We start from the raw sequence: 11,987 nt of genomic DNA on the forward strand, positions 1-11,987 counted from the left end.
TCCCCGATTGCGCGGGGATGACGTTTGAGGGCTGGGGCGCTAACCCGTCCCCCATGTTCCCCTTACCCGAACCCATGCGCCGAGCGCTCGACGCCGCTCGTGCCGCATCGGAGACGGGTGAAGTGCCTGTGGGCGCGGTTCTGACCTGCAACGGCGAGGTAATCGCCACCGCCGCCAACGCTCCCCGCACTCTCCACGACCCCACCGCCCATGCCGAGATCCGCGCAATCCGCGACGCCGCAGCCGCGCTTGGCCGCGAGCGGCTCGAAGATTGCGACCTGTGGGTCACGCTGGAGCCCTGCGCGATGTGCGCCGGTGCAATTGCGCATGCCCGCATCGCGCGCCTCTATTACGGCGCCAGCGATCCGAAGGGCGGCGCAGTCGAGCATGGCCCGCGTTTCTTCACCCAGCCGACCTGCCACCACCGCCCTGAAATCTATTCGGGAATCGGCGAAGACGAGGCAGGCGCGCTGCTCCGCGATTTCTTCCGCGAGCGGCGCGGTTGAACTTTCCTCTCTTCGTCACGAGGGAGAAAAGTCGATCTCTAATCCTTGGTAGTTGTGCGCCGCCGCACAGTGCGGATATGAGGGCGCCACACCATGCAGGCCCCCTTTCCCTGGATCGACGTCGCGATCATCCTCGTGTTGATCGCCATCAACGGCCTCTTCGCCATGTCGGAGCTTGCCATCGTCTCGGCGCGCCCGGCGCGGATGGAGGCGCTGGCGCGGGTCGGCAAGCGCGGCGCCAAGACCGCGATCCTGCTCGCCTCCGATCCCGGCAAGTTCCTCTCAACCGTCCAGATCGGCATCACGCTGATCGGTATCGTCGCCGGCGCCTATTCTGGATCGAGCCTCGGCATGCCCGTCGCGCAGCGGCTGGGATGGCTGGGGCTTTCGCCCGAGACCACGCAGACCCTGGGCTTCGGCATTGTGATCGCGATCACCACCTATGCCTCGCTGATCGTCGGCGAGCTGGTGCCCAAGCAATTCGCCTTGCGCTCGCCTGAGCCGATCGCGGCGATCATGGCGATCCCGATGCTGTGGCTCAGCCGAATCACGGCGCCGATCGTCTGGCTGCTCGATCGATCGAGCGCGCTGATCTTCCGCGTGATCGGCCTCAACCGCGAATCGGAAAACCGTGTCACCGCCGAGGAGCTCCATTTGATCGTCGCCGAGGCGAGCAAGTCCGGCGTGATCGAGGAGCATGAGCGCTCGATCATCTCGGGCGTGGTGCGCCTTGCCGACCGCCCGGTGCGCGAAGTGATGACGCCGCGCACCGAAGTCGATTGGCTCGATGTCGATCTTGACGGCGACGGCATTCGTGACGCCTTGCTCGCGACTCCGCACACGCGCCTGCCGGTGGCCGAGGGCTCGGTCGATGCCGTGATCGGCGTCGTCCAGGCCCGCGACATCGCCGCGGCACTCTTTCGCGGCGAGCCGCTCAACCTGCGCACGCTGATGCGGATCGCGCCGGTGCTCCCCGATCAGGTCGATGCGATGGATGCGCTTGGCGCGCTCCGCCGCGCCGAAGTCCCGATGGGCCTCGTCCATGACGAATATGGTCATTTCGAAGGGATCGTGACCCCCGCCAATCTGCTCGCGGCGATCGCTGGCGATTTCGTCTCAGACAGCGATCCTGGCGACAATCCCAACGTCGTGGTCCGCGAAGACGGCTCGCTGCTGGTCTCGGGCGCGATGCCTGCCGATGCGCTCGCCGATCGGCTGGGAATGGACCTGCCCGAAGACCGCGACTACGCCACCGTCGCGGGGCTCGCGCTGGCAGTACTCAAGCATCTGCCTGCGGAAGGCGAGCGCTTCACCGAACAGGGCTGGCGCTTCGAGATCGTCGATCTGGATGGCCGCAAGATCGACAAACTGCTGGTGAGCCAGATCACCAAGCGCGGCGAAGACTGAGGCCGATCACCCGAGCTGGTCGGTGCCCCATCCTGTGAGCAGGGCGCAAGGAAAAGGCCGCAAATATTACGGCCCTGGCTTCTGCGCCTTCACAGCTTCCCGAATACCCCCTCGAAACCGGCAATGTCGCCGCTGGCCAGATAGCCGGCCTGCTCGATCCACCGGTCGCGGTGGATGCGGCCCTGGAAATCGCCGAGCTTGGCGTCGAGCGCATCGGCGTCTTCGGGCGTCAGCGCCGCAATCTGGGCGAAGCTGGTGACCCCCACGTTGTTGAGCCGGTTGGCCAGGCGCGGGCCGACACCCTTCATGCGGGTCAGTTCGTCCGCCGCGGGCGTGGCCAGCTCTGGCACGGCGGTGGGCTCGGGCGCGGGCTCCGGCACATCGGCCGCAATCAAGGCTGGGGACGCGTCGAAAGGCGCGGCCGCAGCGATCGGCTCGTCGGCCATCGGCGCAGGTTCGGGCGCTTCGTCCGGCACATAGGGCGAGCTCGGCTCCGGCTCGCGGGCGGCCAATGCTTCGGGCGCGGGCGCAACGATCGCTGCAGGTTCCGGCTCAGCGGCAGGCTCAGGCTGAGGCTCGAAGACAGGCGCTGGCTCAGGCGCCGGCTCCGGCGCAACAAAGGCGACTGGCTCGGGCGCGGCTTCGATCACCGGCGGCGCGAGCGGTTCCTCGAGCAGCGGCGGCGGGGGAGGGGTGACCGGCGGCGGCGTGATCGGCCGGACGACGGGCAGTTCTTCCTCATAAACGGGCTCGGCAAAATCCACGTCGCGAACCGGGCGGCGCGTCAGCCGGCTGAGCAGCCAGAGCACCAGCAGCGCCAGCACCACGCCTGCGCCGATAAGAACTGCCGGATCCCTCGCCCATAGAGGTAGATTGCTCATAAGCTGTTGGAACTGGTCGTTCATGCATGCGCTCCCGACGCCGTACAGATGCGTGTTTCCGCATCTGCATAGCGTCGGGCGGCGGCGAGCAACACCCTATTCGCGGCGGCGGGGTTGTCCCGATTCGGCCAGGCGGACGAGCCGCACGAATTCGCTGCGCCAGTAACTGCTCGATGCCGGGGCCAGCGCGCCGATCTGCGCATAGCCAAAGCCGTTCAGATATTTGTCGCCGCGCAGCTTCTGCCCGAACGCTGCGACCGCCGTGACGAACGCCATGTCGCCCTGGGGGGCGCGGGCATTGTGAATCAGATTGGCGTATAGCGGGCGGGCGATCAGCCGCGACGCGCTTTCCCCCGGCAGCTTGTAGCGCAGCTTCACATGCGCGAACTCGCCGCCGCTGATCCCGGCCACCGGCTGGGGCGGCTTTTCATAGCGCCGCTCGGGGAGCCAGCCCGCACCTCTTGCGGGGACGATCTCGTACAGCGCAGTCACCTGATGCCCCGCGCCGATATCGCCGGCATCGACTGCGTCGTTGGCGAAATCCTCTTCGGCCAGCGCCCGGTTCTCATAGCCGATCAGCCGGTATTGCTTGACCTGGGCAGGGTTGAACTCGACCTGGACCTTCACGTCCTTGGCAATGGTCAGCAAGGTCGCGGAAAGCTCCTCGTCGAGCACCTTCTGCGCTTCCATCGCACTGTCGATATAGGCGTAATTGCCGTTCCCGGCGTCGGCCACCTGCTCCATCATCGCTTCGTTGTAATTGCCGGCGCCGAAGCCGAGCGTGGTCAGGGTGATGCCGCTGTCGCGCTCGCGCTTGACCATGTCGATCAGCGCCTTGTTGTCGCTGACCCCGACGTTGAAATCGCCGTCGGTCGCCATCAGGATGCGGTTGACTCCGCCCGGAAGGTAATTGGTGCGGGCGAGATTGTACGCCATCTTCATCGCCTCGCCGCCCGCGGTCGAGCCTTCGGCGTAGAGGCAGTCGAGCGCCTGACGGATGTAGTTCTTGTCGGAAGTCGGCTCGAGCACGGTCGCGACCGTTCCCGAATAGGCCACGATCGAAACCTTGTCGCGCGGGCCGATCCGGTCGGCGAGCATCGACAGCGATTTCTTGACCAAGGGCAGCTTGCTGTCCTCGTCCATCGATCCCGAGACATCGACTAGGAATACGAGATTGGCGGGCGGACGGCCGCGTGCAGTTACGTCATAGCCGCGCAGCCCGATCCGCATCAGCCGGGTGTCGGGGTTCCAGGGGGTGGTCGATATGTCGGTGGTGACGCTGAACGGCGCCTCGCGGCTGTCCGGCCGCGGATAATCGTAGCGGAAATAGTTGATCAGTTCCTCGGTGCGCACGGCTTCTGGCGGCACATCGCGGCCCTGGGTAAGCATCCGCCGCACATTGGCATAGGCGCCGGTGTCGACATCGACCGAGAAGGTCGAGACCGGCTGGTCGGCGACCGACAGGATCGAGGCGACTGCCTTGCCGTCATAGCGTTCGGTATTTTCGCGCGAGCCATATTCGGGGGTGGTGCGTCCGGCCTTGCCCGCGGCCTGGGTCGCCATCGGCACTGGTGCCGCCCTGGATACCACCGGAGGCGGCGGGGCCATGGGCGCAGGCGGTGCAGGTGGTGCGAGGGAGGGCCGCGGCTCGGACATGACCATCGGCGCCGGAACGCGCTGCATTGCCTGCGCCTGCACTCCCATTGCGTGCCGACTGTACCGTTCGCGCTCCCGGGGCACGCATCGCACCGGTGATCGTCGATCCTGACCGATTCCGCCAGGCCTGTCGGGCGGCGGTGGGGCCGCGGATGTCAGGAGGATCGCGGAGCAACCAAGCAGCAACACCGAACGCGACATATCACTCTCCCCTTACGTCTCTCGGGATTGTCACGAAGCCGCGATGACCCGAGGATGAACGGTTATGTTATCTTGTATCATTAAGAGATCAAGGGTGTTCGACTTCGTTCGGCGTCGGCTGAAACGGCTAGAGTTTCTCGCGCTGGATCTCGCGCCAGCCGATGTCGCGGCGGAAGAAGCCGCCGGGGAAATCGATCGCATCGACCGCCTTGTACGCCGCGGCCTGTGCCTCGCGGACATTGCGGCCCAATGCCGTGACATTGAGCACGCGACCACCGCTGGCGACTAGCGTCTCGCCCTCCATCCGCGTGCCGGCCTGGAATACCTTCGCGCCATTGGTCTCGGCTTCGTGCACGCCGCGTATCGCGCCGCCACTCTCGGGAGTGGCGGGATAGCCGTTCGCTGCCATCACCACGGTCAGCGCGCTGTCCTCCGAGAATCGCGGCGGCTCGCGCCCGGCAAGTTCGCCGCGCGAGGTTGCGACCATCAGTTCGAGCAGGTCGTCTTCCAGCCGCAGCATCAGCACCTGGCATTCAGGATCGCCGAACCGGGCATTATATTCGATCAGCTTCGGGCCGTCGGCCGTGAGCATCAGCCCAGCGTAAAGCACGCCCGAATAAGGCGAGCCCATCCGCGCCATGGCCTCGACCGTCGGGCGCACGATCGTCTCGATCGCGCGGGCCTCAAGCTCGGGGGTCAGCACCGGGGCGGGGCTGTACGCGCCCATTCCGCCGGTGTTCGGCCCGACATCGCCATCGCCGACCCGTTTGTGATCCTGCGCCGATCCGAAGGGCAACAATGTCGTCCCGTCGGTAAGCACGAACAGGCTGGCTTCTTCACCTTCGAGGAATTTCTCGATCACTACGCTCGCCCCGGCTTCTTCAAAGATCGCCGCCACGGCTTGCTCGGCCTCAAGCCGCGACATGGCCACAGTCACGCCCTTGCCCGCCGCCAGCCCATCGGCCTTGATCACCACCGGTACGCCGAAATCGTCCAGGGCCGCGAGCGCGCCATCCTTCAACTCCGCCTTCGAAAAGGCTGCAGTCGGGATATTCTCGCGTGCGCAGAGATCCTTGGTGAAGCCCTTAGAGCCTTCGAGCTGTGCAGCGGCCTTGTTGGGGCCGAACACTCCGATCCCCATTGTCCGCAAATTGTCGGCAAGCCCGGCGACGAGCGGCGCTTCCGGACCGATCACCACGAACGAAATCGAGTGGCGCAGGCAGAAATCGATGATTCCACGATGGTCGCTCGCCGGGATGTCGGCTAGTTCGGCATATTCCGCGATCCCCGGATTTCCGGGCGCCGCCCATAGCTTTTCGAGTGCCGGTGATTGCGCCAGCTTCCAGGCAAGCGCATGTTCACGGCCTCCCGAACCCAGCAACAGGACATTCATGCCCGACCCCTTTTTCGACGAAAGCGTTTCTGAGAATGGTGTTGGGCGGCTCGTAGCCGAGGCTTTGCCCGGCGACAACGCAGCCGCGATGAGCGTCAGCGAGCTTTCGTCGAAGCTCAAGCGCATGGTCGAGGGCGAATTCGGGCATGTCCGGCTGCGCGGCGAGATTTCGGGCTGGAAGCGTGCCGCCTCGGGCCATGCCTATCTGTGCCTCAAGGATGCCGACGCTGTGATCGACGGCGTAATCTGGCGCGGCGCTGCATCGCTGCTGCCGTTCAGCGCCCAGGACGGGCTCGAAGTCGTCGCGACCGGCAAGCTGACGACTTATCCCGGCCGTTCCAAATATCAGATCGTCATCGAGCGGATGGAACTGGCGGGCGAAGGCGCGCTGATGGCGTTGTTCGAGAAACTCAAGGCCAGCCTGGCAGCGGAAGGCCTGTTCGATCGCGAACGCAAAAAGCCGCTGCCATACATGCCTCGCACCATCGGCGTGGTCACGTCGCCCACCGGCGCCGTGATCCGCGACATCCTCCACCGGCTCGAGGACCGCTTTCCCACCCATGTCGTGGTCTGGCCGGTCAAGGTGCAGGGCGATGGCGCCGCGGCCGAAGTCGCGGCGGCGATCCGCGGCTTCGATGCGATTCCCGCCGATGGCCCGGTCAAGCGACCCGATCTCATCATCGTCGCGCGCGGAGGCGGTTCGATCGAGGACCTGTGGGCGTTCAACGAAGAAGTCGTCGTCCGCGCGATCGCCGCTTGCTCGATCCCGCTAATCTCCGCGGTCGGGCACGAGACCGATACCAGCCTGTCGGACTTCGCCGCCGACCTGCGCGCGCCGACGCCCACCGCCGCCGCCGAAATGGCCGTCCCCGTGCGCGCTGAAGTGGCGAACACGATCGCCAGCCTGTCGCTGCGCACCGAACGCTGCGCGCGGCGCTATCATGAGCGCGCGGGCGAGCGGCTGGCGGCGCTGGTCCGCGTCCTCCCACGCCGCGATGCCCTGCTCGGCCCGCAGCGCCAGAAGATGGACGATCTCGGCAGCCGGCTCGATCGTGCGCTGGAGCGCCGCGTGACGATCGCGCGCAGCCAGCTCGAACGCTCCTCAGGCGCGCTTCGCCCGGCGATGCTCAGCCAGCGGCTGGAGACTGCGCGGCAGCGGCTCCAAGCAGTGGAGCGGCATCTGGAGCTGGTCGATCCCGACAAGCTGCTCGAGCGCGGCTATGTCCGCGTCGGCGCCAAGGCGAGCGGCAAGGTGGTCATGACCGTAGCGGACGCCCGCGCCGCGGGCGCCATTACGCTCCAATTCAGGGACGGCACGGTAGACGCCAAGGTTGAGCGGCCCGGCGGCAAACCCTATGCAGCCGGAAAGCCCGAACAGCCGAGCCTGTTGTAAGGCGGAGAAAAGACGATGCTGATGTCGAACACCGCGCGCCCGGCGCGGCTGCATTATATGGCCAATGGCTTCCGCGTGCTTGCGCCGGGCGATCATGTCGTCTGCGCAGTCAGCGGCGAGCGGATCGCGATCGAGGCGCTGCGTTACTGGAGCGTCGCCAAGCAGGAGGCCTATGCCAGCGCCGAGGTCGCGGCCAAGGCAATGCACGGCTGATGGGGCTCGCCGCGCGTCTTCCAGCCACTGCAATCGCATGGGTGCTCCTCGGCACCTGCATCCAGCTGCCGATCGCCGATGCTGCCGATGTCGCTCCGTTCGCAGCGATCCCGGCCGCGCCCCAGAGCGATCCTGCGCTCCGTTTCGCATTCGAAGGCCAGATGATTCAGGGTGGCGCCGTGATCGGCACCGCCCCCAAGGGCGCGACCCTGCTCACGCTCGACGGCGCGGCGGTTCCGATCGCGTCCGACCGTCGCTTCCTCATCGCCTTTGATCGCGATCATGGCCTCGCCGCTACGCTGGTGGCGACGCTCGGCAACGGCCAGCAGGTGCGCCGCCAGCTCGTCATCGCGCCGCGCGCCTGGGACATTTCGCGGCTCAACACCCTGCCCAAATATCCAGTGCCGCGCCCTGAATTCGAGCGGCTTCGCCCTGCCGAACTAGCTCAGATCAACGGCGCCCGGCGCATGCAAAGCGATTCGGCGGGCTGGCGGCAGAATTTCCTGTGGCCGGTGACCGGCCGGATCTCGACGCTGTTCGGCTCGCAGCGCATCTATGCCGGCGAACCCGGCTCCTATCATTCGGGCATCGATGTCGCCCGCCCGACCGGCACCGTCGTGCTAGCGCCCGCGGACGGCGTCGTCGTCCTGGCTGCGGCCAAGCCCTTCACGCTGGAGGGCAATCTGCTGATGGTCGATCACGGCGCCGGATTGAACAGCGCGTTCATGCACTTGTCCAAGATCAACGTGCGCGTCGGCGAGCATGTCCGGCGGGGGCAGCCGATCGGCGCAGTTGGGATGACCGGCCGCGCGACGGGTCCGCATCTCCACTGGAGTCTCAAATGGCGCGATGCGCGTATCGATCCGCTGCTGATCGCCGGACCTATGCCCGCGGCCGAATGATCCTTCTCGCGACCGCAACATAAACGAACAGATTTAGGCCCCCGCACGCAACAAAATGCGCGGCAATGTGTCATTTTGGATACAGGTAAGCCAAAAGCGGGCGCAGCAATCTGAATGGCAGCTTTACAGCGACCCGGTCCATCTTCATCGAGCGTAATCAAGCTTTGCCCGAAGTGCGCGCTGCGCGTGGGAGGTCAAGCGGGGAGACACCCCGGCCGGGGCACAACGAAACGGCCGGACCAAGCGAGGGAAGTTCATGAAGAAGACCCAGATCACCAGCGGCCTGCGCGGGGGCTCTGCCCTGTCGGCGCTCGTCCTTGCCAGCGCGATGTTCGCTGCGCCTGCGTTCGCGCAGGACACGACGACCACCACCACCACGACGCAGACACCTCCCGCCGCTGACCAGCAGGCGGACGATGGCGAGACCGTCGTCGTCACCGGTTCGCTGTTCCGCCGCACCGACGCGGAAACCCCGTCGCCGGTCACCGTGCTGAGCGCAGCCACGCTCGAGCAGCGCGGCATCAACACCGTCGCAGAAGCAGTGCAGCGCGTTTCGGCCAATGGCGCCGGCACGATCACGCAGGGCTGGAACAACGGCAACAACTTCGCGACCGGCGCAAACGCAGTCTCGCTGCGCGGTCTGACCGTGCAGTCGACCCTGACCATCTTCGACGGCCTGCGCATGGCGCCGTACCCGCTCGCAGACGACGGTCACCGCAACTTCGTCGATCTGAACACGATCCCGAACGCGATCATCGAGCGCATCGAAATCCTTCGCGACGGTGCATCGTCGACCTACGGCGCCGACGCGGTTGCCGGCGTGGTCAACGTGATCACCAAGAAGGAAATCCAGGGCCTTCACATCAATGCTTCGGCCGGCGTGTCGCAGCGTGGCACTGCTCCCGAGCAGCGCTTCGACGCCACCTTCGGCTATGGCGATCTGGAAGAGCAGGGCTTCAACTTCTACGTCAACGGCGAATATCAGCGCAGCGACGCGCTCTATGCCCGTGACACGGATTTCCCGTTCAACTCGGCTAACCTCAGCAGCATGTGCGCCCCGTCGCTCGGCCGTGCAGCCGGCACGCAGGGTCCGACCGATCTCGGCGTTCCCGCTGGCACGACCGTCTGCCGCGCCAACGGCATCCAGAACTCGGTTCGCCCGTCGGCTGTCCCGGCTCAGGCTGGCCTCGGTGGCCTGCTGTTCAACGGCCTGTTCGCGACTCCGGTCCCGACCGTCCGTCAGATCGGCGCTCCGATCCTCGACAATCCGGCCACGCCGCTTGTCAACGAAGCCAACGCAGCACCGGTTCTCAGCCGCTTCAACCTGCTCAACGCCGCTGCAGGCTGCCGTAACCTGACCCCGGTCAACGTTCCGCAGAACCTGTCGGCAACTGCAGGCCCGCTCCAGTGCTCGCGCGACAACCGCGCGCTGTACTCGACGGTTCTGCCGAAGCAGGAGCGTTTCGGTGGTGCATTCCGCTTCACCGCGAACCTGGGTGACCGCGCGCAGTTCTATGCTGCAGCGAACTACTACCAGGTCAACACCGACACGCAGGGTGCGCCGGTTGCTTTCAACGGCACCACGCCTCCGCCGACGGCCTTCGCGCTGACCAACATCTACCTGCCGGCCTATGTCTGCGCAGGTGGCGTCGGCTCGACGACCGGCCTGACCACGGGCTGCACCGCGGCCAATGGCACGCTGAACCCGAACAACCCGTTCGCCGCTGCCGGCAACCGTGCACAGCTGCTCGCAACCTATGATCGTCCGCGCGAAATCTCGGCGCGCGCTCGCAGCCTTCGTGGTGCGATGGGCGTCAACGGTTCGTTCGGCAACGACTGGAACTACTCGGTCGAAGCTACGGTTTCGAACGTCCAGCTCGACATCGTCAACCGCAACACTCTGATCCCCGGCCGCGTCATGGACGTCGTCGCTCAGGGCACCTACAACTTCGTCAACCCCGAAGCGAACAGCCAGACGATCCGCGATTATATCGCGCCCGTCTCGACCAACCGTTCGAACTCGGACCTCTGGCAGGTTTCGGCGACCCTCGCGAAGGATCTGTTCGAGCTTCCCGGCGGTCCGCTCCAGGCGGCAGTCGGCGGTTCGTATCGTCACGAGTCGATCAACAACCCGTCGGCCAACCCGGCCAACACCGCTCGCCCGCAGGATCGCTATTATGTGATCAACGCGGTCGGCGCGATCGGTTCGCGTAACGTCAAGTCGGCGTTCTTCGAAGTCAACGCACCGATCCTGCCGCAGTTCGAAGTCAACGCTTCGGGCCGCTATGACGATTACTCGTCGGGCCAGTCGAACTTCTCGCCGAAGATCGGCGCCAAGTTCACCCCGATCAAGCAGATCGCCATTCGCGGCACCTATTCGAAGGGCTTCCGTATCCCTTCGTTCAACGAAGCGTTCGGCCTGCCGACCACCGGTTACGTCACCCGTCAGCTGTCGACGGCGGTTCCGGGCTATGCGGCATTCGTCGCAGCGCACGGCGGCAATGCCTATGCTACGGGCCAGTTCCCCGTCGGTCAGACTTCGATCGGCAACGCGGCACTGAACCCGGAGAAGTCGACCAGCTGGACGCTGGGCGCCATCTTCGAGCCGATCCGTAACGTCAGCTTCACGATCGATTACTTCAACATCGAAGTGCGCGATCTGATTGCCAACGCTACGTACGACATCGATCAGGTGTTCGCTCAGTATTACGGCAACAACGGCGTCGTGAACATTCCGGGCATCAACGTTCTCCCGGCACAGCCCGACATCAACTTCCCGAATGCGCTTCCGCACATCGGGTTCATCGAAGCCTCGTTCGAGAACACTGACTCGCAGCGTGTCTCGGGCCTCGACTTCGGCATGAATGCTCGTGTTCCGCTGTTCAACGACGTTACCCTGACCAGCTCGTTCGAAGCTTCGCTCACGCTGAAGTTCAACCGCGTGTTCCCCGGCCGTGTCGAGGAATATGCCGGTACGCTTTCGCCGTGCGACGTGACGTCGTGCTCGGGCGCGCCGAAGTGGCGTGGCAGCTGGCAGAATACGATCCAGACCGGCGGCACCACTGCTACCGTGACGGCGTATTACACCAGCGGTCTCGACCTGGCGTCGATCGATTACGGCGGGACCAAGGGCGATTGCCGCGGTTCCATCGGTGGCTCGGTCGTGACGTATGAAGATGGTGTGACGCCGGTCCTTTGCGAGACGAAGGCCCAGTGGAACGTCGACTTCAGCATCAGCCAGCGTATCAACGACAAGTTCATGATCTACGCGAACGTTCTGAACGTGCTGAACATCAAGCCGGTCTTCGATCCGTCGGGCGGCTACAGCATCGGTCAGTACAACCCGGCATGGTCGGGCCCGAACATCCTGGGCCGTTACTTCCGCGTTGGCGCGAAGGTCGACTTCTAGTCGAACCTGACTACCGAAAAAGAGGG

Annotated in this window: 9 protein-coding genes; 6 read left to right on the top strand and 3 right to left on the bottom strand. The window is 65.4% G+C overall.

Annotation, left to right across the window (positions count from 1 at the left end):
* The first annotated feature begins 74 nt into the window (after positions 1-74).
* Together ACZZZM_RS05450 and ACZZZM_RS05455 are read left to right on the top strand one after the other, a co-directional pair.
* Positions 75-506: a nucleoside deaminase gene (locus ACZZZM_RS05450; protein WP_463594093.1), complete on the top strand. Its 432-nt coding sequence runs from the start codon at positions 75-77 to the stop codon at positions 504-506.
* Between the two features lie 93 nt (positions 507-599).
* Positions 600-1,913 carry a hemolysin family protein gene (locus tag ACZZZM_RS05455; protein ID WP_463594094.1) on the top strand — a complete coding sequence of 438 codons (1,314 nt, stop codon included), beginning with the start codon at positions 600-602 and terminating at the stop codon, positions 1,911-1,913.
* A gap of 89 nt (positions 1,914-2,002) precedes the next feature.
* On the opposite strand, the gene ACZZZM_RS05460 is transcribed toward ACZZZM_RS05455, so the two are convergent.
* The 3 genes from ACZZZM_RS05460 to purD all read right to left on the bottom strand — a co-directional run bounded on the left by ACZZZM_RS05460 (position 2,003) and on the right by purD (position 6,044).
* Positions 2,003-2,818 carry a hypothetical protein gene (locus ACZZZM_RS05460; RefSeq protein ID WP_463594095.1) on the bottom strand — a complete coding sequence of 272 codons (816 nt, stop codon included), beginning with the start codon at positions 2,816-2,818 and terminating at the stop codon, positions 2,003-2,005.
* Positions 2,819-2,890: 72 nt separating this feature from the next.
* The gene (locus ACZZZM_RS05465) at positions 2,891-4,357 is read right to left on the bottom strand and encodes a vWA domain-containing protein (protein WP_463596385.1); all 1,467 of its coding nucleotides are present in this window, start codon (positions 4,355-4,357) and stop codon (positions 2,891-2,893) included.
* A 421-nt stretch (positions 4,358-4,778) separates the two neighbouring features.
* Positions 4,779-6,044 (bottom strand): phosphoribosylamine--glycine ligase, encoded by a 1,266-nt coding sequence (gene purD / locus ACZZZM_RS05470; RefSeq protein WP_463594096.1) that lies wholly within the window; start codon positions 6,042-6,044, stop codon positions 4,779-4,781.
* Between purD and xseA the strand changes: the two genes are divergently transcribed.
* The 4 genes from xseA (at position 6,043) to ACZZZM_RS05490 (ending at position 11,961) form a co-directional block, all read left to right on the top strand.
* Complete coding sequence (gene xseA / locus ACZZZM_RS05475) at positions 6,043-7,437, top strand: exodeoxyribonuclease VII large subunit (protein ID WP_463594097.1); 1,395 nt, start codon at positions 6,043-6,045, stop codon at positions 7,435-7,437. The genes purD and xseA overlap by 2 nt on opposite strands.
* 15 nt (positions 7,438-7,452) lie before the next feature.
* Complete coding sequence (locus ACZZZM_RS05480) at positions 7,453-7,650, top strand: DUF2093 domain-containing protein (RefSeq protein WP_463594098.1); 198 nt, start codon at positions 7,453-7,455, stop codon at positions 7,648-7,650.
* Between the two features lie 32 nt (positions 7,651-7,682).
* Entirely contained in the window at positions 7,683-8,552 is an 870-nt protein-coding gene (locus ACZZZM_RS05485; protein WP_463596386.1) for a M23 family metallopeptidase, read from the top strand.
* A gap of 256 nt (positions 8,553-8,808) precedes the next feature.
* Entirely contained in the window at positions 8,809-11,961 is a 3,153-nt protein-coding gene (locus ACZZZM_RS05490; protein ID WP_463594099.1) for a TonB-dependent receptor plug domain-containing protein, read from the top strand.
* Positions 11,962-11,987: the final 26 nt, after the last annotated feature.

The sequence above is a fragment of the Sphingomonas sp. AC522 genome (assembly GCF_979258125.1).